Raw genomic sequence first — 24064 nt, 5'->3', positions numbered from 1 at the left:
GGGGTACGAGTGTCGCAGGTGGAGAACGTCGTCGGAGACCGCGTACTGATCGCCGTGCAAGCGGTCAACATCTCGCGGCTCTCGACCCATCCGGTGCCCACCGTGCCCGGCACGCTCATCGTCGTGGCCGGCGCCGGGCCCAAGGACTCCAACGGCGCGGGCAAGTCATCGTTCATCGCCTCGATCACGGCCCTGCTCGGTGATGAGCAGTGGCGATTCGCGTCGGGTGCGAAGGCGGTGTCCGAGCTGCTGTTCAACGCCGAGCTGGCCAGCGGCGCCGGGTCCCGCCAGTGGGCGAGCGCCGACCACGGCTACATCGTGGGCGTGTTCGGGCCGCCCGGCATGGACGGCTTCGCACCGGCGGGCCACGGCGCCGCGCCCACGGCCCACGTGTCGGAGGCCGGGACGTCCGGCCCTCTGGACGACCCCGCCTCCGACGGCACGACCTCCGACGGCGCGGCGCCCGGCCGTGGCGCGCCCGGCATCGCGGGGTCCGGAGGTGAGGCCTCCGGAGGTGCCGCGTCCAGGACCGCCGCGTCCGGAGGTGCCACGTCCGGAGGTGCGGCGGACCAAGGTGCGGTCTCCGGTGAGGGTGCGTTCCTTCTTGGGGATCCCGGAGCGAGCGCGGAGCTGTTCGAGGTGCCCGACACCTCGGGCGGGGCGCTCACCGTGTGGCTCAAGGTCAACCAGGAGGCGCCGCATCTGGAGATCAGGTGGCGGGAAGGCGTGCATCTGGCGGCGTCCCCGTCGGAGGCCGAGCGGGTGGCCCGCGCCGACGAGATCTGGGCGTCGCTGCCGAAGTCGGCCGGGCGGCGCGACGTCGTGGCCCGCGACCTGACCAAGGTGCTCTACGGCGACCGGGTCAGGTGCGTGTCGTTCCTGTCCACGTCCGTGCGCAGCAAGGTCGCCACCAACCTGCTCTCCCAGCCGCTGAACGAGATCTCCCCCGAGCGCGTCTTCGAGGCCATCGCCGCGCTCACCGGCCTGGACGCCGAGCTGGAGCAGGAGCGGGAGGCCCGGCGCGACGAGCACGCCAGGCGGGTGCGCGCGGCGCAGGCCGCCGATCGGCTGGCCGAGTTCGAGTCGGAGTCGAAGGCGTTGCTGACCACGTTCGACCGGCGCGACCAGGCCAGGGTGCGGCTGGCGGACGCGTTGCGGTGCTGGCGGGGCAGGCTGGCGCGCAAGCTGGCCGACGCCGCGGGCAAGGACGACGTCCTGGCCGCCGGCCTCCAGGGGCATGTCGCGGCGGAGGAGGCCGCGGCCGAGTCGATCGCCATGGTCAAGGCGGAGATCACGACCCTGCGGGAGGACACCCTCGACCGGCAGGTCTCCCAGGCGCGCAAGGAGCTGGCGGCGATGCAGGCGCGGGCCGCGAAGCTGGACGCCGACCGCGCGGTGGCTGAGAACTCCGCCGACGAGTTGCGCGGGCTGATCCCGGCGCTGGAGGAGAGCCGCAGGTTCGCGGACGGGCGTGACGTGCCCACGGCCGAGCGGGAGCTGCGGGAGGTGCGGCTGCGGCTGAACGAGGCGCTCAAGGCGCTCGGGGTGGCCGACCAGGAGGTGTCGTCCGCTCAGGCGGCGCTCGACGACGCCGAGGGCGGCCCGGCTGCGGCGCAGCTCAACGCGCTGACGGCGGCGGGAATCGGCGCGACGGGCCTCCTCGACGCCCTCGACGTGGCCGAACAGGCCCGCGACTCCGCGGGCCCCGTCCACAAGCCCGGCCAGGAACGAGGCGAGGAGGCGGCTCAGGAGTCCGCCCGGCACGCGGCGCCGGACGACGCCGGAGGGCTGGGCGCCGCGCTCAAGGCGCGCTACGGGAAGGCCGTGGGACAGCCCGCCGAGACGCCGGACGGGACGCCGGACGGCGACCGGCCGGATGGGCTGCCGGGTCTGGTGCCGTTGGGTGAGCTGCGGGGGTGGCCGAACGAGCATGCGGTGATCGTGGACGCGGCGCAGCTCGACGCCGCCGCCGCGGCGCTGGCGGAGCTGCCGGGTTCGGTGCTGGTGAGTGCCGCAGGGGTGAGCGTCGTCGGCGCGTTCGACGGGATGGCGACCGGGCGGGAGGCCCGCATCAAGGCCGCCGAGCAGCGGCTCAACCGGGCGAAGGACGTACAGGAGACGGCCGCGCAGGCCGTGCGCGACGGGGAGGAGTCCGTCGCCGAGGCGCAACGCCGTCTGGAGGGGGCCAGGGCGGGGGTGCGCCTGGACGAGCTGGAGGCGAAGCTGGGCGAGCGCCGGGCCAGGCTCGGCGAGCTCAATGCCGCCATCGAGGAGCTCGCGCCGAAGGTCGGCGAGGCCGAACGGCAGGCGGGGGCGCTGGACTTCCGCGCCCGCACCCGGGACATGGAGATCGAACGCCTGGAGGGGCGGCGGCAGCGGCACGAGGCCGAGCGGGCACAGGCCCGTGACCAGGCGGCGAAGGTCACCGCCGAACGCGAGTCGCTCAAGCTCGACGCGCTGGCCGCCGACTGGGGCGGCACGGTCGAGACGGCGCGCGAATGGCTGGCGGCGCTGCCGGAGGAGGAGCGGCCCCGTACGACCGAGGAGTGGTGGCGGATCGCCGAACGCCACCTCGACCAGGCGTTGCGCGACACCTTCCCCGAGGACGACGCGGAGGTCCCTGAAGAGCTGCGGTTCCTGCTGGAGGAGCGGGGCGGAAGCACGGCGCGGGAGCAGGCGACGTTCGCGGCGGTGTGCGGGTCGCTGGCCTCCTACCTTCGAGGCCAGGAGGAGTACGAACGCCACCAGCGCCGGCAGATCGAGGCCCAGCTGGTCTCCAGGCAGCGCGACCTGGCGGCGGCGGCCAGGGGGGCCGAGGAGGCGGCGCAGTCCACGGCCGTGCACCGGGCCGCGCTGACGGCCGCGATCAAGGCGCGGCTGACGCGGGTGGCCGAGGAGTTCGAGAAGCTCGACACCTCGTACGGCGGCTACGGCGCGACGCTCGAGTTCCCGGTGCCGCCCGCGCCCGCCGATCCCGAGCAGCGCTGGCAGTGGCGGGTGACGCCGAAGTGGCGGCGCGGCGAGGGGCAGGGGTTCGTGCCCTACAACCGGCGGGCCAACACCGCGCTCATGGACGAGAAGGCGGTCAAGCTGGTGTGCGCGGCGGCCATCGCCTCGTCCGGGGGCGGGCATCTGTGCCTGGTGCTCGACGAGCTGGGGCGCAACCTGGGCAAGGAGCACCGCAGGGAGGCGGTGGCGCTGTTCAGGAGGATCGGGGAGACGTACGGCATCACGGTGATCGGGGCGCTGCAGGACGACATGGAGCCGTACGCGATCGACGCCTGCGGCCAGTACATCAAGTTGCGGCGGTCGTCCGACGCGATGCCGTACAACGAGCCGCCGGTGATCGTCGGGCACGACCAGCACGGCGAGCGCGTACGGGCGCTCGCCGCGTACGTGGACCGCAGTGTCCCGCCGAGGTGAGCGCTGTGCCGACCAACCGATGTGATCCGGTGGGCGAGGTCAGCCAAGTCGGGAGAACCGGCGCTTCAAGTCGCTCACCTGGCGGCGCAGCTTCTGCAGGTCGGACGCGTCCAGCCCGTTCGCCCTGGCGATATCGTCGACCCGGCGGCCGGCGTCATCCAGATGTCTGCCGCCAAGCCCGAGCTCTGACTCGATCCGTTGCCGCGACGCAGCCTGCTGTCGGAGGCGCTGCTTGGTCCATTCGTCAAGATACGGATGGTCCGCCAGCGGTTGCCTGGCGAGTTGCTTTCTCCTGTCTTCGCTGATCTCTCCGCGCCCATACGCGCCCCTCAGCCTGATGTCGAGGGTCATCTTGGCGTCGTGCTCGTGCTTTCTGGCCTGTGCCAATCCTTCCTCGGCGCGGTCGATGATGGATCTGGCTTGTCGGATGGACTCCCCGGCACGGGCCTGTGCCTGCGTGGCCTTGGATTGCGCCGCCGTGACGGGATGCTGCCCCGTTCCCCGCTGCCCGGCGGAGGCGGTCCTGGCGGCCGCCTGCTGTCCGGTGGCCGGCGGTTTGGCGGGCGTGCCCCGCAGCCGCTGGGCGAGCTTGGTGTAGATCCGTCCGATGAACCGGGTGGCGGTGAGCAGCCACTGCTGCATGCGCTGGGCGACCGGCCGCAGCAGCGGCCTGATCAACGCCCGTCCCTGCGGCGTGAGAGCGGCCAGGCCCGCCATCCCGGCCAGCCCGACGAGCATCCCGCCGGCCCATTTGACCGCGTTCCACGCGACCTGCGCGGCGCCCGCTCCGAGCGAGGCGAGCTGCGCCTGGGCGGTGCTGCGCCGCAGCACGCCGGCCTGCCCCGCCACGTGCTCGGCCAGCGCGTCCGTGGCGGCCCCGCTGTTCGCGCCGCCGAGCCCGTACGCACGCGCGCCGTCGCCGGCGACCGACGCCTGCGCGCGGCCCAAGGACTCCAGAACGCCGGCCTGGCGTTCCAGCTCGGTGGTGTCCGGCGGGCGCGGAACACCCAGCAGCCCGAAGCCGGCCTCCTCAAGCCCGGTGGCCATGGTCGGCGCTCACCTCACTCATCGCCGCCGCCTCCGCCTGCGCGTTCGTCGCCGCCATCAGCGCCTGGCCCTGTCCCGTCCCGCCCGCACGGCCGCGACGACGTGACCCACCAGTTCGTGCGACCCGAGACGCATCGCCCATGGATCCAGCCTCAGTCTGGCCGGCACGCCGTCCCCCGACAATCGCCCCGACCAGACCAGCGGCTGCCTCCCCGGCTCCGGTGGGCGAGTCGTCCTCAGGAAACCGCATGCACGTCATCCCTCCAGCCTTGAAAGGCTTGACACATCAGAGTCAACAGATTAAACCCGTCCCCGGGTGCGCATCACTACTCGGCAGCGGCAATATCACCAGCCCTCACACGATGGCGGCCTCGGTGCCTGCGATCAGGGTGCAGAGCTGGCCCAGCCGGTAGGAGACCATCGCAGAGACCACGGTGAGCGCAGCCATGGACACGACACCGATCATGGTGAACGCGAGCATCACGACCCGCTGGGTCACACGTTCCGGCGCGTGTCCTGGATCCTGAAGGGACCTTTGACGTCCATGCGGCTGGTCACACGATCCGGTACATGTCCTGGATCTCGAAGGGACCGTTGATGTCCATGCGGGCGGTAAACGCACGGTCGGCCAGTTCGGCGCGCTGGAAGGTCAGGGCGCTCACCTGCTGCCGCATGCCGTTCAGGTCGGAGGCGTCCAGCCCGTTGGTCCTGGCGATCCTGAGCCCTTCGTCCACGCGCCGCCTGGCGTCGTCCAGGTGACCGGCGGTGTGCCTGCTGAGCTGCGTCTCGATCTGTTGCAGCCGTTCTCCCTGCCGCTGCAGGGTCCATCTGGACATGTCGTCGAGATACGGGTGGTTCGCCAGTCCTTGGGCGTCGAGCCGGGCCCTGGTGGCGGCGTCGGTCCCGTTGCGGGCGTACACCGCCCTGAGCGTGTCTCTGGCGTTGCGCACGTGCTTTTCGACCTGGCTCAGCCGTTCGACCGCCCGGTCCAGGCTCATGGTGGCCTGGTTCGCCGAGATCCTGGCGCGCGTGGCCTGGGACTGCGCCGCCGTGACGGGATGCTGCCCCGTTCCCCGCTGCCCGGCGGAGGCGGTCCTGGCGGCCGCCTGCTGTCCGGTGGCCGGCGGTTTGGCGAGCGTGCCCCGCAGCCGCTGGGCGAGCTTGGTGTAGATCCGTCCGATGAACCGGGTGGCGGTGAGCAGCCACTGCTGCATGCGCTGGGCGACCGGCCGCAGCAGCGGCCTGATCAACGCCCGTCCCTGCGGCGTGAGAGCGGCCAGGCCCGCCATCCCGGCCAGCCCGACGAGCATCCCGCCGGCCCATTTGACCGCGTTCCACGCGACCTGCGCGGCGCCCGCTCCGAGCGAGGCGAGCTGCGCCTGGGCGGTGCTGCGCCGCAGCACGCCGGCCTGCCCCGCCACGTGCTCGGCCAGCGCGTCCGTGGCGGCCCCGCTGTTCGCGCCGCCGAGCCCGTACGCACGCGCGCCGTCGCCGGCGACCGACGCCTGCGCGCGGCCCAAGGACTCCAGAACGCCGGCCTGGCGTTCCAGCTCGGTGGTGTCCGGCGGGCGCGGAACACCCAGCAGCCCGAAGCCGGCCTCCTCAAGCCCGGTGGCCATGGTCGGCGCTCACCTCACTCATCGCCGCCGCCTCCGCCTGCGCGTTCGTCGCCGCCATCAGCGCCTGGCCCTGTCCCGTCCCGCCGAGCCCGGCGATCACCTCCGCGGAGCCGCCGAACAGCGCGACCAGGTAGTCCTGGTAGGGGCCGGCGAAGTCGGGGTAGGGCAACGGGCCCGTGCTGCCCGCCACCTGCCCCCGGAAACCCTCGTGGACCTGCTGCTGCTCGTCCGTCAGCGTACGGAATCGCCGGGCGGACGCTTCGCGGCCGGCGACGTCCCAGGTGATCTCTTCATCTGTCATCACGGTGCATCTTTCCTGAGGGCGGATCGTCCAGGCGGCGCAACATCTCTTCCAGACTGGACGTCAACCGGGCGAAATCGCTGGCCGCCTGGGCTTCCATGTCGTTGACCCGGCGGATGAACTCCTCCGTGTCCGGGCCGTCCTCCGCGGGCGTGGCGGGCTCGCCGACCCGCGCCAGCCGATCCTGCTGCGCCGCGCGCACGGCGGCGACGATGTGGCCCGCCAGTTCGTGCGACCCGAGCCGCATCGCCCTCGGGTCCAGCTTCAGTCTGGCCAGCAGGCCGTCCTCGCCGACGACGGCCCTGACCTGACCACCGGCGGCCTCCCCGGCTCCGGTGGGCGGGTCGTCCTCAGGCGCCGCTCGCACGTCATCACTCCAGTCTCGTTGCTCACCTTTGGCACATCTGGTTCATAGGCATTAAACCCGTCCTGATCTCTGCATGACTACCCGGCCGACGTCAGGTGATCGGCGGACCGGTGTAGGAGGCGCGCAGGCGGAGGAGGGTGCCGCGCTCGTACTCCTCCATGGCGTGCGCGAGCCAGCCCGCCGCCCTGGCGACCGCGAAGATCGCCTCGCCCGCGCCGCTCACCATGCCGCTGACGGCGGCCAGGATGGCGAGGGAAAAGTCGATGTTGCGCTCGGGCAGCCGCCTGCGGCGCATCTCGGCCAGCACGGCCTGTCCCGCGGCGATCCGCTCGTGCCCCGGCGCGGCCTCCTTGACCAGGTCCAGCAGGGCGCCGCCGCGGCCGTCGCCGTTGGTGTAGATGCTGTGGCCGAAGCCGGGGACACGTTCGCCGCGGCGCAGGCGATCGGTGATCGCGCGCGCGGCCTGGCGTGGCTCGTCGATCTCGGCGAGCAGGCGCTCCGCGCCGTACGAGGCACCGCCGTGCAACGGGCCGCCCAGCACGCCGAGGCCGGTCAGGACCACGGCGTACGGGTCCGCCCGCGCGGAGGCGGCGACCCTGGCGGCCAGCGTGGAGGCGGCCAGTTCGTGGTCGGCGAGCAGCACCAGCGCCGCTTGGAGGGCGTGGAGCAGGCCGGGAGCGGGCGGCACCGGGCACAGGCGGGACCACAGGCGCTGGGCGATCGACTCGCCCTGGGGCTCGCTGAGCTGCGGCATGGCGTCGACCAGGCCGGCGATCAGGCGGCGGCCCGTGTCGCTCACGGAGGCCGGGTCGAGCTGGTGGCGGAGAGGGTCGGAGGCGCCCAGCACGGTGGCGATCACCTGGAGGCGATCGAGCGGCAGCAGGTCCTCCGGCAGCCCTTGCTGGGCGGCGACGGCGGCCCGCAGTGCCTGCGGCTCGCACCGCCACACCGCGCCTCCGGAGGGCTCCGCGGGCTCCTCACGGTGACCGCCGCTTCCCGCGGGGGAGCCGGCGGGTGCGGGCCGGGGGGCGGGGCCGGCGGTCCAGAGCCATGCGGCGACCGTCTCGAAGCCGCTGGTCGCGGCGAGCTCCAGCACGTCGCGCCCCCGGTAGTAGGGCCGGTCGACGCCGAGGGCGGTGACGGCCGACTCGATCACGAGCTCGGGTGGCCGGTTGCGGGGGCGGCCGCGGCGGGCGAGGCGTTCGACCTCCTCGGCGGAGAAGAGGCTGCGCCGCCCGTCGTCGCCGTGCCGCCGGCGCAGCACTCCCCTGCTCACGTACGCGTACAGCGTGGCGGGTTTGACGCCGAGCCGTTCGGCGGCCGTGGCCGCGTCGATCCATTCCATCGCGGGGAAGCCCTTCCGGCATGTTGATGAAAATCAATATTGATACACGTTGAGCAATCGTGTCAACGTGAGGGCATGCCCAACGTTCATTTCCTTGATGTCACCAACCGGGACGGCGTGCAGACCGCACGCACCGGCCTGTCGAAGTTCGGCAAGACCATGGTCAACTTCTATCTGGCCAGGCTCGGCGTGGCGCAGTCCGAGATCGGTTTCCCGTTCCTCTTCCACGAGGTCCCCTACGTCAGGGCGCAGGTGGCGCTGGCCGGGGCCGGGGCGTTCGGTGAGCTGCGGCTGTCCGGCTGGTGCCGGGGCGTGCCGCAGGACGTGGAGAAGGCGGCGCCGCTCGGGCTGGAGCACTACAACCTGTCCATCTCGACGTCCGACTACATGATCCAGCACAAGTTCCGCGGCCGCCTGGACAGGGAGGCGATCCTCAAGGAGATGTCGGCCGCGGTTCGCGCGGCCAAGGCCGCGGGCGCGCTGACCGTGGGGGTGAACGCCGAGGACGGCTCGCGTACGGACGACGCCTTCCTGCTGGAGTTCGCCCTGGCGGCCAAGGAGGCGGGCGCCGACCGGGTGCGCTACTGCGACACGATCGGCGGTGACACGCCAGGCCGGATCCGCGAGCGCTTCGCGCAGCTGGCCGCGGCGACCGCGATGCCGGTCGAGACCCACTGCCACAACGACCTCGGCATGGCCGTGGCCAACTCGGTCTCAGGCGCTCTGGGCGATCTCGACGCGGGGCAGGACGCGTGGATCAACACGTGCGTGAACGGCGTCGGCGAGCGCTCGGGGAACGCCGACCTGCTCTCCACCATCCTGGCCTTCGAGCACGGCTTCGGGCTCGACGCCGAGATCGGCGACGCGCTCGACCTGTCGTGGGCCCGCAGGTTCGGGTTGTGGGCGAGCTACGCGCTGGGGCAGCCGCTGCCGTACAACCAGGTGGGGGTGGGGCGCAACGCGTTCGCGCACGAGTCGGGCATCCACGCCGACGGCGCGCTGAAGGACCACGGCACCTACGAACTGTACGACGAGGCGACGCTGGGTCCGTTCCCCGAGGACTGGCACGCGAGGAGCGGGCGGGTGGTGCTGACCGGCGAGTACGGCGGCAAGGCCGGGTTCGGGCACGTCATGGACGGGCTGGGGATCGAGACGCCCGACGAGGAGCTGGCCTTCCGGCTGGTGCAGCTCTGCAACGCGATGACGGGCAGGCCGCTCACGGACGACGAGCTGCGCCTGATCGGAACGTACCCGCGGGAGCTGGCCCTGCTCTTCCCGGGTTACGAGAGCGGTTGAGGCGTTCCGGCCGCGCTGACTTCACGGGCCGGCTTGAAGGAGTCAGCCCGTGAAGTCAGCGCGGCCGTGGGCGCCACGGCTCTGTTCGACCGCCGTGTTGATGAACCCCATGTTACCGAGCCCGCTCCCGCGATTTGTTGGTTTCATAGGGATTCGTCGCCCGTCTCGGGCAGAGCCAGCAGGCAGAGCAGGCTCAGCAGCGCCATCGCCGACACGTAGCCGCCGACCGCCATCGTTCCCATGCCGCCGGCCTGCATGCCGGTGGCGACCAGCGGCGGCACCGCACCGCCGAGCACACCGCCGAGGCTGTAGGCGACGGACGCGCCGCTGTAGCGGTATTCGGTCCTGAACAGCTCGGGCAGGTACGCCCCCATCGGCCCGAAGATCAACCCCATCAGCGCCAGCGCCCCGGCCAGCGCCAGCCCAGCGAGAAAGACGGACCTGGTCTCCATCAGCGGGAACATCACCAGCCCCCACACGGCGGCCACGCCGGTGCCCGCGATCAGGGTGCGCCGCCGGCCCAGCCGGTCGGAGACCATCGCCGAGACCACGGTGCCCGCCGCCATGAACACGACGCCGATCATGGTGAGCGCGAGCATCGTGGTCTTCGGGATCTCCAGCTCGCTGGTCCCGTACGCCAGGCAGTAGGTGGTGGCGGTGTAGAAGAGCGTGTACGCGATGGTCATGGCGCCGGCGCCGAGCAGCACCCGCCGCCACTGGTGCCGCATGAGCCCGGCGAACGGCACCTTGGCGATGCGCCGCTGGTCCATCGCCTTCTGGAAGACGGGTGTCTCGGAGATCTTCAGCCGTACGTAGAGACCGACGATCACGAGCAGCAGGCTCGCCACGAACGGCAGCCGCCACCCCCAGCTCCCGAACGCGTCGTCGCTGAGCGTCTCGCCGAGCACGAGGAACAGCCCGTTGGCCACGATGAAGCCGACCGACGGGCCGAGCTGCGGGAACATCGCGTAGAGCCCGCGCTTGCCGGGCGGCGCGTGCTCGGTGGCCAGCAGCGCCGCACCACCCCACTCGCCTCCGAGGCCGATGCCCTGCGTGAACCGCAACAACACCAGCAGCACGGGCGCCATGACGCCGATCGCCGCGTAGCCGGGTAGCAGCCCGATCGCCACCGTCGACAGGCCCATCACCAGAAGCGACACGACGAGCATGGACTTGCGGCCGATCCGGTCGCCCCAGTGCCCGAACACCGCCGAGCCGAGCGGGCGCGAGAGGAAGGCGACGGCGAACGTCGAGAACGACGCCAGGGTGCCCGCCACCGGGTCGAGGTCGGGGAAGAAGGCGGCGTTCAGCACGAGGGCCGCGGCGGTGCCGTAGATGTAGAAGTCGTAGAACTCGATCGCGGTGCCGATGAGGCTGGCCGCCGCGACCCTTGACCTGCTGGGGGCCGCCGTCTGGGGGGTTGTCGTCATTGGGGTCTCACCATGCGGACTAGCGTCTTGTGAAGCGATACGCGAACGCTATCAGCTGGCGCTATGTCGCATCAGATAGGTTCGTAGCCGGATCTCCCCGGGAAAGGAGCAGGCTTGGCCATCGACCTGGTCATCTTCGACTGCGACGGCGTGCTCGTGGACAGCGAGCCCATCTCCACACGCGTGGGCACGGCCGCGCTGCGGCGTCTGGGCTGGACGATCGACGAGGCGGAGTACGCCGAGCGTTTCGTGGGCTGCACCAACGAATACTGGGCCGAGCAGGTCGGCGAGACGCCACCTGGCTGGCGCGAGCAGCTCATCGCCGAGCACAAGGCCGCGATGATGGCGGAACTGCGGGCCATCGAGGGCGTCGAGGCGGCGATGGACCAGCTCACGGTGCCGGCCTGCGTGGCCTCCAACGGCCGGCACACCACGATCCGCCGCAGCCTGGAGCTCACAGGGCTGGCCAAATGGTTCGACGGGCGGGTGTTCAGCGCCGAGGACGTGGCCAGGGGCAAGCCGGCGCCCGACCTGTTCCTGCACGCGGCGGACACGATGGGGGTGCCGCCGGAGCGGTGCGTGGTGGTGGAGGACAGCCCGTTCGGGGTGACGGCGGCGATGAGCGCGGGCATGCGCTGCCTGGCCTACGCCGGCGGCTTCACCCCCGCCGGCCGCCTCGCGGGCCTGGGCGCCACGCTCTTCCACGACCCCGCCGCCCTGCCGCGACTGATCACCTCGCTCGGCTGAGCACACGTCACGGGCGCGCCGCCGCCCGTCAGGCGCGGAGCTTGACCACGTACCGGTAGCGGTCACCGCGGGCGGCCGACCGGGTGTATTCGACCGGCCTGCCCGCCCGGTCATAGGTCCACCGCCTGATGACGATGATCGGGCTGCCGACCGGGACGTCGAGGACGCGGGCCTCGCGCTCGTCGGCGGCCTCGGCGTGGATGCTCTCCGTGGCCTCGGCGACCTTGATGTCGAGGTCTTCCGCGAGTGAGGCGTACAGGGACTGGCGGCGGGTCAGGGCCTCCGGGTCGATCCGCGAGCCGATGCGGTCGGGAAGCCACGAGTCGAGCAGGGCGAAGGGCGAACCCGAGCCCGTCCGCACCCTGCGGACCAGCCAGGCGACCTCGGAGGGGAGGAACCCGAGGATCTCCAGGGGAGGGCTGGGGTCGGGGCGCACCTCGACCTCGGTGATGCCCGGCTGCAGGCCCAGGTCGCGCAGGAGCACGGTGAAGCTGCGCAGGTTGCCGAGGGAGTGGCTGATGCCGAGGTCGGCGTTGACGTAGCTGCCGGATCCGCGGCGCCGGGTGATGAGGTTGGCCGCGGCGAGGTGGTTCAGCGCCACCCGCACGGTGTTGCGGCTGACGCCGTACTCGTCGGTGAGCGCCTCTTCGGACGGCAGGCGCTGCCCCGGTTTGTAGCGGCCTTCGAGGATGTGCGTGCGCAGCGAATCAGCCACGATCTCGTGCGCATGGCGCTTGGTCATGCGGGCCCATCTCCCCTCGCTCGCGAACCCGGCGCAGACCGAAGTACCAGTCAACTAGCTCCATGCACAACATATACCAACAACATCCAGATTTGTACCTACAACTCTTGACACTCATTGGTACTAATTCTTACGGTGGCCGCGTCGGGCGACTACGGGGCGCGCCTACAGACCTGTCCGTTCGTCTCCTCGGGATGCGATATGCGAAACATCAGTGCCGGGCTCGTGGCCATCCTCACGGCCGTCGCCCTGGCGGCCTGTTCGACCGTGGGAGGGCCGGCCGGTCAGAGCGCCGCGCCCAGCACCGGTGACGGCGAAGGGCCGAAGGTGGCCTTCGTCTCCCAGGTGGAGGGCGTACCCTACTTCTCCGCCTTCAAGGAGGGCGCGGAGAAGACGGCGGAGTCGCTCGGCATGTCGTACACCCAGGCGGGGCCCTCCACCGCGGACGCGACCGAACAGCTGCGCATCTTCAACAGCCTCGTCCAGCAGGGCTACGACGCGATCGCGGTGTCCCCGCTCGACCCCCGGTCGATGAACCCGGCCATTGCGGCCGCGCGGAAGAAGGGCATCGTCGTGGTCACCTCCGACGCCGACGCGCCCGACAGCGAACGCCAGGTGTTCGTGCAGCAGGCCTCCGACGCCGCGCTCGGCGCGACCGTGATGGACGAGATCGCCAAGGCCATGGGCGGCACGGGCAAGTACGGCATCGTGTCGGGGGCGGCCGACACGCAGACGTTCAACAGCTGGGTGGCTGAGGCGCGCAAGCGGCAGGAGTCCACCTATTCCGCCATGGAGCTGGTGGGCGGCGTGCGCTACACCGCCGACACCGCGCAGGCGCTCAAGGAGGCGCAGGACCTCATGACCGCCTACCCCGATCTCAAGGCGATCATCGCGGTGCCGTCGACCGCGGTCCCCGGAGTGGCGCAGGCCGTCCAGAACGCCGGCAAGGCGGGAAAGGTGGCGGTCTCCGGCTTCGGGTCGCCGCGGACGGCGCGCCCGTACGTCGAGTCCGGCGTGATGACCTCCACCGTGCTCTGGGACGTGCCGAACCTGGGCGTGCTGACCGTCTGGGCGATGAAGCAGCTCATGGACGGCAAGGAGTTCGCCCCGAAGAACACCGTGCCGGGCCTGAAGGACCCCGTCGAGTATTCCGCGGCGACCACGACGCTCGTCATGGGCCCCCCGATGGTCTTCACCAAGGCGAACATCGCCCAGTATGACTACTAGGAGCGACGTGCGGCCCATCCTCTCGGTGTCCGGCCTGTCCAAGAGCTTCGGAGCCACCACCGCCCTCACCGACGTCGGCTTCACGCTGGGGGCGGGCGAGCGGCTCGCGGTGCTCGGCGAGAACGGCGCCGGCAAGTCCACCCTCATCAAGATCATCGCTGGCGTGTATCCGCCCGACGGCGGCGAGATGGTCCTGGACGGCGCACCGCACCGGCCGGCCTCCCCTGGAGCCGCGCTGGCCGGCGGCGTCAGCGTCGTCTACCAGGAGCCGTCGTTCTTCCCCCGGCTGTCGGTGCTGGAGAACCTCTACGTCGGCCGCGAGCCCCGCGACCGCGCGGGCCAGGTCGACTGGCGCCGGATGCGCGGGAGGGGCGAGGAGCTGTTCCGGCGGCTCGACGTCCCCGTGGAGCTGCTGACCCGGCGCATGGACGCGCTCAGCCTGGCCGAACAGCAGTTGGCGCTGATCGCCCGGGCGGTCGACGTCGAGGCCAAGGTGCTGATCCTCGACGAGCCCACCTCGATCCTGACCGACGCCGAGGTCCGCAGGTTGTTCCTCATCGTGCAGCGGCTCTCCGAGGCCGGCGTGGGCGTGCTGTACATCACCCACCGCTTCGAGGAGCTCGAGCACGTCGCCGACCGGTTCATCGTCCTGAAGGACGGCAGGCTCGCCGGTGACCTGCCCGCCTCGGAGGCCGACCACGACAGGATCCTGGAGATGATGTCCGGCAGACCGGTCAACGCCGCCATCAGCCGCTCGCCCGCCCGGCCCGGCCCGGTCGTGCTGGAGACCTCAGGGCTCACCGTGCCGGGAGCCGTGTCGGACGTCGACCTGACCGTCCGCGGCGGCGAGGTGGTCGGCCTGTACGGACTCGTCGGAGCCGGGCGTACCGAGCTGGCTCTGACCGTCTTCGGCGTGCTGCGCCCCAGCGCGGGAACCATGCGGGTGGACGGCGAGCCGCACACGCCGCGCGGACCGCGCGACGCCATGGCCCGCGGCATCGCCTACCTGCCGGAGGACCGCAAGACGCTCGGCATCTTCCCCGGCATGGACACCCTCAGCAACATCACGGCCGTCAAGCTGCCGGACCTGCTGGGCCGGCTCGGCGTCATCCGCCGCACCGAGGAGCGCGAGCTCGCGACCTCGTGGATCGACCGGCTGCGCATCAAGGCCCCGTCACCGGCCTTCCCCGTCACCGGCCTGTCCGGCGGCCACCAGCAGAAGACGCTTTTCGCCCGGCAACTCGCCACCGAACCCAAGATCCTCATCCTGGACGAGCCGACCCGGGGCATCGACGTGGCCACCAAGACCGACATCCAGCAGCGCCTGGTGGAGGTCGCCCGCGACGGCACCGCGGTGCTCGTCGTCTCCAGCGACCTGCCCGAGCTTCTCGCCGTCTCCGACCGCGTCTACGTCATGCGCGAGGGCCGCATGGCCGCCGAGCTGAGCGGCGACGACCTGACCGAGGACGCGGTGCTGCGCGCCACGATGGGGGTGAACCGGTGACCACGACCACCGTCCCCTCCGCGTTCGCGCCCTCCGCGCGGATGCTGGTCCTGCTGCGCAACGCGCTGCTGCCGATCCTCCTGGTCGCAGAGGTGATCTTCTTCACCGTGGCCGCCCCCGGCTTTCTGTCCGCGGCCAACCTCGCCAACGTGGTGATCAACTCGGCCGACCTGGCGCTGCTGGCCGCCGGGGTGACGCTGGTCGTCCTGCTGGCCGGGATCGACGTGTCGGTCGGCCCGATGCTCGGCGTGGTCGCGTGGGTCGGCGCCACGCTCTTCGTCGCCGGCATGCCGCCACTGCTCGTCGTCGTGATCTCCGTGCTGCTCGGCGGCGCGCTCGGCGCGATCAACGGCGGCCTGGTCGTCGGCGGGCGGATCTCCCCCATCATCACCACGCTGGGCACCGCCGCCATCTTCAAGACCGTGCTGTTCGTCCTCTGGAACAGCACCGACGTCTTCGCCGGCCCCGTCGTGCCCGCGCTCGGCCCGGCCCGCGCCGGCGGAATCCCCCTGGTGGGCCTGGTCGTGCTGGCCGTGTTCGGCGTGCTGGCGTACGTGCTGCGGCGCCGGGTGTTCGGCCGGCGGCTGTTCGCCATCGGCAACGACGCGGAGGGCGCGCGGCTGCTCGGCGTACCCGTCGGCCGGACGGCGTTCGCGGCGTACGTGCTCGTGGGCGTCCTCGTCGGCGTCGCGGCGCTCATCTACGTGGGCAGGGTGGGCGTCGTCCAGGCCACGGCCGGCAACGAGCTCACCCTGCCCGCGATCGCCGCCGTGGTCGTCGGCGGCACCAGCATCCTCGGCGGTGAGGGCGGCGTGCTGCGCACCCTCGGCGGCCTGGCCTTCATCGCGCTGCTGCAGAACGGCGTGGTCCTGATGGGCGTGCCGCCGTTGTGGAACGGCGTGCTGGTCGGGGCGGCCGTCGCCCTCGCGGTGGCCTTCGACGTGCTGACCCGGCGCACCCTCGACAAGCGGATCGGAGCCAAGAAATGACAACGGGAGCCCTGCCCCGGCGGTCGATGCGGGACCGCGTGAGCGATCGCAGGGTGTTCCTCGCCGTGCTCGTCGTCGCCCTCGGCGCGCTGATGAGCCTGCTGTCGCCGTACTTCCTCGAGGTGGCCAACCTCCTGGCGATGACGCAGTACGGCGCGGTCATCGGCCTGCTGGCCCTCGGCGTGTCGCTGGTCATCCTCGGCGGCCGGGGCGGCATCGACCTGTCCGTCGGGTCCGCGCTCAGCCTGTCGGGCATCTTCATGGGCCTGCTCGCCCAGAACCTCGGGCTCAGCCCGTGGCTGGCCGCGCTGGTGACCGTCGCCTTCGGCGCGCTGCTCGGCTCCGTCAACGGCTTCATGGTCGCCCACCTGGGCCTGCCCCCGCTGATCGTCACGCTGAGCACGCTCTTCCTGTACGGCGCGCTCGCCCAGGTGCTGACCCACGGAGGCCAGCTCGGCGGGTTCAACCGGCAGGGCTTCGCCGCCCTCGGGCAGACCGCGATCCTCGGCGTGCCCGCACAGGTGCTCCTGGTGCTGGCGCCCGCGTTCGCCGTGGCCATCTGGGCGCAGAACCGCACCGCCTTCGGCCGGCGGCTGCACCAGATCGGCACCAGCGACCGGGCCGCGACCCTGGCCGGGGTCGACGTGGGCAAGCTCAGGTTCCGGCTGTACTGCCTGTCCGGCGCGCTGGCCGCGCTCGGCGGCGTGGTGACCAACGCGTGGCTGCTCACGGCCCGGCCCAGCGCCGGCCTCGGGATGGAGCTGCAGGCGATCACCATCGCGGTGCTCGGCGGCATCCACATCTTCGGCGGCCGCGGGCACCTCAGCGGTGTCCTGCTGGCGCTCGTCGTCGTGGTGGTGCTGTCCTGGGGGCTGCAGCTGGCCCAGGTCGGCAACTCCGTGCAGACCGGCATCCTCGGCCTGGTCCTGGTCGGCGCCGCCCTGCTGAACAACCTCCTCAGCCGGAGGGCTCCCGGATGACCGCCACGAACCCGCGGCCGCTGGACGTGCTGGCGGTCGGAGACGCCAGCGTCGACTACTTCGTCCGGGTGCCCCACATCGCCACCGCCGACGGCAAGGCGATCGGGCGGCTGCTGAGCATCCAGGGCGGCGGCATGAGCGCCAACCTGGCCGCCGCCGCGCGGTTCGCCGGAGCCCGCAGCGGCCTGGTCACCGCCGTCGGCTCCGACGAGCCCGGCCGCCAGGCGCTGGACCGGCTGGCCGCCCACGGCGTGGACGTCTCCGCGAGCGTCACCGTCGCCGGCGGGCACACCTGGTTCTGCGTGGTCCAGCTCGACGACACCGGCGAGAAGTCCCTCGTCGGAGCGGTGACCGAGGTCAAGATTCCGGCCACGGGACAGGTCTCCGACGACCTGCTCCGTACGGCCAGGGTCGTCGCCCCGCTGGCCGACGACCTGGACTGGGCGCTCGACCTCGCCACCCGGGCCCGCGCGAGCGGGGCGGCCGTGGCCGTGGACCTCGAACCCGACGCCGTCACCGGGCGCCGGGACAAGACGCTCGCCCTCGCCCGCGCCAGCGACCTCGTCTTCTGCAACCGGGGCGCGGTCGAGGTGCTGGCCGGCGGCGACCCCGGGCGCTGCGCCGAGCTGCTCATCTCCGCCGGCGCGTCCGTCGTCGTCGTGACCGGCGGGCGCGACGGCGCGGCCTGCCACAGCCGGGAGGAAAGCTGGCACGCGCGCGGGCCGGAGGTCGAGGTCGTCGACACCACCGGCGCCGGAGACGCCCTGGCCGGGGCGTTCACCGGGTCCTGGATCCTCGGGCACTCCCTCGCCGGCAGCCTGCGCGCCGGCGTCGCCGCCGCCTCCCTCTGCGTGGGCCGCCTCGGCTCACGCGCCTACCTCGACGCCGGCACCGGCCTCGAGACATCCCTGCGGAACGTCACCCTCGACGCCGCACCCCGTCTACAAGGAATCCGATGACCACACTTCTCGACCGCATCCACGGCAGCCTGGCCGCCGCCTGCATCGCCGACGCCCTCGGCGCGCCCACCGAGGAACGCTCCATCCCGGAGATCCGGGAACTGTTCGGCCGCAGGGTCGAGAGCTTCCACGCGCCGCTGCCCGACGCGCCGTACGCGGTCGGGCGCGGACCCGCCCAGATCACCGACGACTCCAGCCAGATGTTGCTGCTCGCCGAGGCGTTCATCGAGCACGACGGGGAGGTCACCCCCGAGGTCATGGCGCGCCTGCTCATCGGCTGGTCCGGCAACCCCTCCTACTATCCCCACTTCGCCGGCCCCACCACGCGCAAGGCCATCGAACGCCTCAAGGCCGGCGACGACCCCTGGCAGGTGGGCAAGGCGGGACGCATCATGAGCGAGGGCGCCAGCAACGGCGGCGCCATGCGGGTCGCCCCCGCCGGTCTGGTGCACCCCGGCGACGTCGAGGGCGCCGTCCGCGCGGCACACCTGACCTGCGTACCGAGTCACCACACGAACATCGGCGTCGCCGGGGCCGCGGCCATCGCCGCCGCGACCGCCGTCGCCTGCGTCGACGGCGCCGACCTGTTCCAGGTCGTACGGGCGGCGCGGCGCGGCGCCGAACTCGGCGAGGCCCTCGGCGGCGAGCAGGGCCGGCACGTCCCCGGCCCCTCCGTCGCCCAGCGCATCGACCTCGCCGTCACGCTCGCCGTGCAGTCCCGCGACCTGGACGACGCCATCGAGCGCATCGCCTCCGTCATCGGCACCGGCCTGCCCGCGGCCGAGGCCTGCCCGGCGGCCATCGGCCTGCTGGTGGCGGCCGGCGGCGACCCGTTCCAGACCGCGGTCGCGGCGGCCACCGCGGGCGGCGACTCCGACACGGTCGGCTGCATGGCCGCCGCCGTCGCGGGGGCGCTCAACGGCATCGCCACGGTGCCCGCCGCGGCGCTCGCCCGGGTGGAGGAGGCCAACGGGCTCGACCTGTCCCGCGTGGCCGCCCGGCTCACCGCCGTCGCCCGCCCGGTCCCCGTGGGCAGCGGGACATGAACCCCCGGGGCCGGGCGGGACTTCAGCCCTGCCCGGCGCCGCCCGGCGGGACGTGAGCCCCGCCCGGACAGGAGGACGGTCTCAGCCGGCGCCCACCGAGGCCAGGGTGGATCCGGTGCGGGTCTTGGTGACCTTGAGCCGGGCGGGGATCCGGGACCTGAGCTCGGCGACGTGGCTGACGATGCCCACCGCCCGCCCGCCGTCGCGCAGCCCGTCGAGGATGTCGAGGACGCTGTCGAGGGTGTCCTCGTCGAGGGTGCCGAAGCCCTCGTCCACGAAGAGCATGCCGAGCTCCGCGCCACCGGCCTCCGCCGTGACGACGTCGGCCAGGCCCAGCGCCAGGGCGAGCGAGGTGATGAAGCTCTCGCCCCCGGACAGCGTCGCAGGGTCGCGGTCGACGCCGGTCCAGCCGTCGGCCACCCGCAACCCCAGCCCGCCGCCGGAGCGGGCGCGGGACCCGGCCGTCTTCCGCAGGTCGTGGCGTAGCAGGTAGCGCCCGCCCGACATGTGGTCGAGGCGTTCGTTCGCGGCGTCCACGACCTGCCGCAGCCGCTCGCCCAGCACGAACGACGACAGGCTCATGCTCCACCGGTTGTCGCTGGACGTGCCACCGGCCAGCGCCGCCAGCCGCTCGGCCAGCCGGTGCCGGTCGGCGGCCGGGCGCCAGCGTTCGAGCCTTTCGGCCAGCTCGGCGTGCAGCTCCTCCAGCCGCGCCACCCTCGCCACGGCCCGGTCGCGAACGCTCGACAGCCGCGTGTGCGCCTCCTCCAGGACGTCGCGCTCCGCCTCGATCGCGGCCAGGTCGGGCGCGGGTTCGGCCGCGGCGGCGACCAGCTCGGGGTCGGCCAGGGTGCTCATGACGGCGGCGTGCTCGTCGTCGAGGCGGCGCAGCAGCTCCGCCTTGCGCTCCCGCTCGGCCGGGCTCCTGACCGCCGCCTCCGCTTCCGCGACGTCCGCGAACCCGGCCTCGGCCGCCGCCTCTTCCGCCGCCTGCCGGGCCCTGGCCAGCTCGTCATGGGCCGCTGCCGCCGCCTGCGTGGCCTCGCGGGCCTCCCGCAGCAGCTCGGCCTCGTCGCCGAGCCTGGCCAGGCGGGCGGTCAGGGTCGGGTCGCCGCCCCGCGCCGCGTCCAGCCGCGCCCCGAGCCTTCCGGCGTCGCCGCTCAGCTCCTCATGTCTCGTACGGCAGGCCGCCAGCCTCGCGCCGACCCTGCGGCGCTCCTCCTCCTGGTCCTGACGTTCACGGTGGAGCCGCGCCGCCTCCCTGGCCAGCTCGTCCTCCCGTCCGGCCGACTCCCGCAACCTCCGCAGCTCCTTCTCGGCCTCGGCCAGCACGACCGCGCCGTCGACCTCCTGCGCGCCGTGGGAACCCCCATCACCCGCCACCACCGGCGCAGCGGGGTCGTTGTGCGCGGCGCCCGAACTCGGAAAGGCGCCGGCCGCCGGCGGGGCATCGGCTTGTCCTGGCGGTCCGGCGACGCCCGCTGTGGCGACGCCGGTCGTGGCGAGGCGGGCCTGGAGGCGGGCGCGCTCGGACTGGAGATGGGTGAGGTGAGCGCGGTGCCCGGCGAGGCTCTCCGCGATCTCCATGGCCCGGTCTGCGACCTGCTCGCGTTCGGTCTCGACGCGGTCGAGCGCGTCCGCCAGGGCAGGCTCACGGGCCGCCGTCGCCTCCAGACCGGCGACCTCCTCCTCCGCTCGCGACACCCGCTCCTCGGCCTCCGCCACGCCAAGGCCTCCCGTGGCCTCGGCCGCGTCGGCGTGACGGGACTCCAGCGAGGCGAGCGCGCGTTCCGCCGCCTCGCGTTCGGCGAGGGCGGCCTCGTGCTCCGTCTCGGCCGCGTGCTCGTCGTCGGCCGAAGGGGCGCTCGGGGCGGGAGCGGCAGGAGCGGGATGGTGGTCGGAGCCGCACACCGCGCACGGCTGCCCGTCGGCCAGGTCGCGGGCCAGCTCCGCCGCCATGCCGTCGATGCGGGCCTGACGCAGGTCGAGCCACCGTTCGCGCAGTGTCTGGGCCTGGTCGACCAGCACCTGATGGGAGGCGACGGCCGCGTCCAGCTCCGCGGCGAGGCTCTCCCGGCGGTGCGCGGCCTCCAGCGCGAGCCTGGCGGCGTCAAGGCTCGCGGCCGCCGCCGGGATGGCCGCCGCCTGCGCGCGTACGTCGGCCAGGGCCGCGTTCGCGTCGGCGATCCGGCCAGGGAGCTCGGCCTGGGCGGCGAACACCTCGGCCTCGCGCTCCGACAGCTCGACCAGCTCGGCCGCCAGCCTGGCCAGCTCGTCGTCGATCTCGATCAGATGGGCGGCGGCGTCGCGTACGGCCTGCGCCGCCGGGATCCTGGCGGCGTCCGTACGCGCCTCGGCGAGCACGCGCTCGGCCCGCTCGATGAGGCCGGGCAGGACGGCCAGCCGCTCCGCGACGGACTCGTCGGCTTCGACCAGGGCGGCCAGCTCGCCTTCCACGCGCAGAAGGTCGCGCCTGACCACCGACAGCCTGGCCTCTTCCGTGAGCAGCTCCGACAGCCGCGCGATCTCGGCCTGCCGCTCGCCTTCGAGCCCCGCCAGCTCGGCGGCGGCATTGCCCCCCTGGCGTGCCGGATCTGGCGTGTGGTCGGTGGGCCGCCCGGAGGAGGGACTGCCGGGGGCGGGTGGGGTGGTGGTCAGGAGGGGGCGTGCTCGGGCGAGGGCGTCGGCGGCCAGGGTGCGGGCCTTGGCGACGGCTTCTGCGCGTTGCCTGGCAGCGGTGACGAGCGGGATGACGCGGTCGGCCCTGGCGGCGTCGTCGAGCACGGCCTGCAGGTCGGCTCTCTCGTCGGCACGCTCGTCGAGGGTGCGGCGGAGGGTGAGCGCCTCGGCGTGGCGGCGCCGGCGGTCGGCCAGGGAGGCGGCCTGTTCGTGACGGAGGCGGGCCGAGCGCAGCGCCTGGCCGGCTGCTGCCTGCTCCTCGGTGGCGCCTCGCACGACCGCCCGCGCGGCGTCGAGCAGAGCCCCGGCCCAGCGCAACGGGTCGGCCTCCGGCGTGAGCCGCTGGGGCTCGTCGCCGGGGCCTTCCGTCGGTCCGGTCGTCGGGGTCGAGGAGGCCGGCGTGCCTCCCCCGAGCGCTGCGACGGCACCCCGCTCGTACGAGGACAAAGCGGAGTCTCCGGACGCGGGGGCGGCGAGGAGGGCGTCGCCGGCGGCCTCCTCGACGCGTTTGATCGCGAAGTCGACCTGCTGCCTCAGCTCCTGGGCCTCGCGCCAGGCCCGTTTGCGGTGCTCGGCCAGCCACGCCTCCGCCTGGGTGAAGATCTTGACGGTGAACAGCCGTTCGAGCAGTTTGGCGCGTTCGTCGCCACCGGCCCGCAGAAACTTGGCGAACTCCCCCTGCGGCAACATCGCCACCTGGCAGAACTGGTCGGCGTTCATGCCGAGCAGCTCGCCCACCAGGTGCCCCGCCTCGTCGAGCCGGGTGGTCAGCCCCTGCCATGACGACCCCCGCCGCTCGGAGACGACGACCTTGGCCTTCTCCTCTGTGAACCCGGTGCCGCGCAGCTTGGGCCGCTGCCAGGTGGGTGAGCGCTGGATGCGGAGTAAGCGGCCGCGGATCGTCACCTCGAGCGTGACCGCGGGCCCCGTCGTGCGCGGGGCGTGGTCGCAGCGCAGGCTGCGGGCGTTGTTGCGCTGGCCGGGGACCTGGCCGTAGAGGGCGAAGCAGAGCGCGTCGAGGATCGTGGTCTTGCCCGCCCCCGTGGGCCCGTGGACGAGGAAGAGGCCGGCCTCCGCAAGGGCGTCGAAGTCGACGGTCTCGGTGCCGGGAAAGGACCCGAAGGCCGTGAACGTGAGCCGGTGCGGCCGCATCTATGCCATCGTCTCCTTCACCCTCGATGCCTCGATGGCCTGTCTTAGCAGGGATTCCTCGTCAGGTGCCGCAGGCTCGCCGCGCACCTCGCGGACGAAGTCGAGGGCGACCTCGGCCTCGGGCCGCCCGCTCAGGCGCGCGGGCCGGGCGGCGGGGGTGGCGCCCTCAGGCTCGAAAGCCAGGGCGAGGGTGTGGGGGAATCGGGCGCGCAGCCGCTCCATGGCGGATTTGGGCCGGACGGCGTCGGTCAGGGTGACGTGGAGCCAGTGGTCTTCGAGACGGGCGTGCAGCGGGGAGGTGAGAAGGTCGTCGAGTCGGCCCTTCAGGGTGCCGACGGGGCGGGGCACGGGGGCGGCCACGAACTCCGCCTCCTCGCCCAGCGTGACCAGCCAGGAGCCCTTGACGTGGCCGGCCTCCGAGAAGGAGTAGGCCAGCGGCGAGCCCGAGTAGCGCACGGTCTCGGACATGCGCTGTCGCCCGTGCAGGTGGCCGAGCGCGACGTAGTCGACCCCGTCGAAGACCGGCAGGGGCACGTGGGCCACCCCGCCCACGCTGATGTCGCGCTCGCTGTCGCTGGCCTGCCCGCCGGTGACGAAGCAGTGCGACAGGACCACGGAGGCGCGGTGGCGGGCGGCGTCGGCCCTGACGCGGGTCATCGCGTGGGTGAGCGCCGCGGTGTGGCTGCGGTCGGGCAGCTCCCAGCCGGCCCGGACCAGCTCGGGCTCCAGGTAGGGGATGCCGTAGAAGGCGACGTCGCCGACCAGCACCGGCTCCCACGCCTGGTCGGGGCGCGTGCGCACGTGCACCCCCGCCGTCTCGAACAGCGCCGAGCCGAACCTGAGCCGCAGCGCCGAGTCGTGGTTGCCGCTGATCAGGACCACCCGCGCCCCTGCGGCGCGCAGCCGGGCCAGCGCGTCGTCGAGCAGCGCGACCGCGTCGACCGGCGGCAGCGCCCGGTCGTAGACGTCTCCGGCGATCGCCACGACGTCGACCCGCTCGGCCCGCACCGTCTCCACCAGGTGGTCGGCGAACGCCGCCTGCGCCGCGAGCAGGCTCTCGCGGTGGAGCGATCGCCCGAGATGCCAGTCGGACGTGTGCAGGATGCGCATGTCGCAGGAAGCTAACAGGTCTCACTGACAAATGCGGGATCACCTGTCTCACGACCCGGGAGTACGCTGGACGATCGGCGGGCAAACCAACGCACATGGGG

General features: G+C 72.9%; 19 protein-coding genes. 9 read left to right on the top strand and 10 right to left on the bottom strand.

The window, feature by feature from the left end; all coding sequences use genetic code 11:
• Positions 1-18 precede the first annotated feature (18 nt).
• Positions 19-3423 carry a chromosome partitioning protein ParA gene (locus ABGB01_RS10885; RefSeq protein WP_347772884.1) on the top strand — a complete coding sequence of 1135 codons (3405 nt, stop codon included), beginning with the start codon at positions 19-21 and terminating at the stop codon, positions 3421-3423.
• A 39-nt stretch (positions 3424-3462) separates the two neighbouring features.
• Here the strand turns inward: ABGB01_RS10885 and ABGB01_RS10880 are convergent, their stop codons facing one another.
• From ABGB01_RS10880 to ABGB01_RS10855, 6 genes are all read right to left on the bottom strand, one after another.
• A complete protein-coding gene (locus ABGB01_RS10880) occupies positions 3463-4470 on the bottom strand; it encodes a hypothetical protein (RefSeq protein WP_347772882.1) in 1008 nt (335 codons plus the stop codon).
• Positions 4471-4825: 355 nt separating this feature from the next.
• Positions 4826-4969, bottom strand: a complete 144-nt coding sequence (locus ABGB01_RS10875) for a hypothetical protein (protein WP_347772880.1) — start codon at positions 4967-4969, stop codon at positions 4826-4828.
• A 55-nt stretch (positions 4970-5024) separates the two neighbouring features.
• Complete coding sequence (locus ABGB01_RS10870; RefSeq protein WP_347772878.1) at positions 5025-6089, bottom strand: hypothetical protein; 1065 nt, start codon at positions 6087-6089, stop codon at positions 5025-5027.
• Entirely contained in the window at positions 6073-6390 is a 318-nt protein-coding gene (locus tag ABGB01_RS10865; protein ID WP_347772876.1) for a hypothetical protein, read from the bottom strand. The genes ABGB01_RS10870 and ABGB01_RS10865 overlap by 17 nt, the downstream gene beginning before the upstream one ends.
• On the bottom strand, positions 6380-6757 hold the full coding sequence (locus ABGB01_RS10860) for a YbaB/EbfC family nucleoid-associated protein (protein ID WP_347772874.1): 378 nt from the start codon (positions 6755-6757) through the stop codon (positions 6380-6382). Before ABGB01_RS10860 ends, ABGB01_RS10865 begins: the two co-directional genes overlap by 11 nt.
• Positions 6758-6848: 91 nt before the next feature.
• Positions 6849-8102 (bottom strand): citrate/2-methylcitrate synthase, encoded by a 1254-nt coding sequence (locus ABGB01_RS10855; protein ID WP_347772872.1) that lies wholly within the window; start codon positions 8100-8102, stop codon positions 6849-6851.
• Positions 8103-8177: 75 nt separating this feature from the next.
• Here ABGB01_RS10855 and ABGB01_RS10850 point away from each other — a divergent pair, with 75 nt between their 5' ends.
• Positions 8178-9398, top strand: coding sequence for a hypothetical protein (locus tag ABGB01_RS10850; RefSeq protein ID WP_347772870.1), 1221 nt, complete (start codon positions 8178-8180; stop codon positions 9396-9398).
• A gap of 143 nt (positions 9399-9541) precedes the next feature.
• Here the strand turns inward: ABGB01_RS10850 and ABGB01_RS10845 are convergent, their stop codons facing one another.
• Positions 9542-10828: an MFS transporter gene (locus ABGB01_RS10845; RefSeq protein ID WP_347772869.1), complete on the bottom strand. Its 1287-nt coding sequence runs from the start codon at positions 10826-10828 to the stop codon at positions 9542-9544.
• A 114-nt stretch (positions 10829-10942) separates the two neighbouring features.
• On the opposite strand from ABGB01_RS10845, the gene ABGB01_RS10840 reads away from it, so the two are divergent.
• Entirely contained in the window at positions 10943-11575 is a 633-nt protein-coding gene (locus tag ABGB01_RS10840) for an HAD family hydrolase (RefSeq protein ID WP_347772867.1), read from the top strand.
• 28 nt (positions 11576-11603) lie between these two features.
• On the opposite strand, the gene ABGB01_RS10835 is transcribed toward ABGB01_RS10840, so the two are convergent.
• Positions 11604-12317: a GntR family transcriptional regulator gene (locus ABGB01_RS10835; RefSeq protein ID WP_347618293.1), complete on the bottom strand. Its 714-nt coding sequence runs from the start codon at positions 12315-12317 to the stop codon at positions 11604-11606.
• A 201-nt stretch (positions 12318-12518) separates the two neighbouring features.
• Here ABGB01_RS10835 and ABGB01_RS10830 point away from each other — a divergent pair, with 201 nt between their 5' ends.
• Genes ABGB01_RS10830 through ABGB01_RS10805 form a run of 6 tightly spaced genes read left to right on the top strand, consistent with a single transcriptional unit; the run spans position 12519 to position 19022 of the window.
• The gene (locus tag ABGB01_RS10830; protein WP_347772864.1) at positions 12519-13544 is read left to right on the top strand and encodes an autoinducer 2 ABC transporter substrate-binding protein; all 1026 of its coding nucleotides are present in this window, start codon (positions 12519-12521) and stop codon (positions 13542-13544) included.
• A 7-nt stretch (positions 13545-13551) separates the two neighbouring features.
• A complete protein-coding gene (locus ABGB01_RS10825) occupies positions 13552-15048 on the top strand; it encodes a sugar ABC transporter ATP-binding protein (RefSeq protein WP_347772862.1) in 1497 nt (498 codons plus the stop codon).
• Positions 15045-16037: an ABC transporter permease gene (locus ABGB01_RS10820; protein ID WP_347772860.1), complete on the top strand. Its 993-nt coding sequence runs from the start codon at positions 15045-15047 to the stop codon at positions 16035-16037. The genes ABGB01_RS10825 and ABGB01_RS10820 overlap by 4 nt, the downstream gene beginning before the upstream one ends.
• Positions 16038-16075: 38 nt before the next feature.
• Positions 16076-17017, top strand: a complete 942-nt coding sequence (locus tag ABGB01_RS10815; protein ID WP_347772859.1) for an ABC transporter permease — start codon at positions 16076-16078, stop codon at positions 17015-17017.
• Positions 17014-17976, top strand: coding sequence for a carbohydrate kinase family protein (locus tag ABGB01_RS10810; protein ID WP_347772858.1), 963 nt, complete (start codon positions 17014-17016; stop codon positions 17974-17976). The genes ABGB01_RS10815 and ABGB01_RS10810 overlap by 4 nt, the downstream gene beginning before the upstream one ends.
• Positions 17973-19022 (top strand): ADP-ribosylglycohydrolase family protein, encoded by a 1050-nt coding sequence (locus tag ABGB01_RS10805; RefSeq protein ID WP_347772856.1) that lies wholly within the window; start codon positions 17973-17975, stop codon positions 19020-19022. Before ABGB01_RS10810 ends, ABGB01_RS10805 begins: the two co-directional genes overlap by 4 nt.
• Before the next feature lie 81 nt (positions 19023-19103).
• Here ABGB01_RS10805 and ABGB01_RS10800 read toward each other — a convergent pair whose 3' ends face one another.
• Positions 19104-22853, bottom strand: coding sequence for an SMC family ATPase (locus tag ABGB01_RS10800; RefSeq protein ID WP_347772854.1), 3750 nt, complete (start codon positions 22851-22853; stop codon positions 19104-19106).
• A complete protein-coding gene (locus tag ABGB01_RS10795) occupies positions 22854-23963 on the bottom strand; it encodes an exonuclease SbcCD subunit D (protein ID WP_347772852.1) in 1110 nt (369 codons plus the stop codon). It lies immediately after the preceding gene.
• Positions 23964-24064: the final 101 nt, after the last annotated feature.

The organism is Nonomuraea sp. B5E05 (genome assembly GCF_039880665.1).
GTDB lineage: Bacteria > Actinomycetota > Actinomycetes > Streptosporangiales > Streptosporangiaceae > Nonomuraea.
The sequence above is the reverse complement of the archived record's forward strand: the minus strand, read 5'-3'. Positions and strand labels throughout refer to the sequence as shown.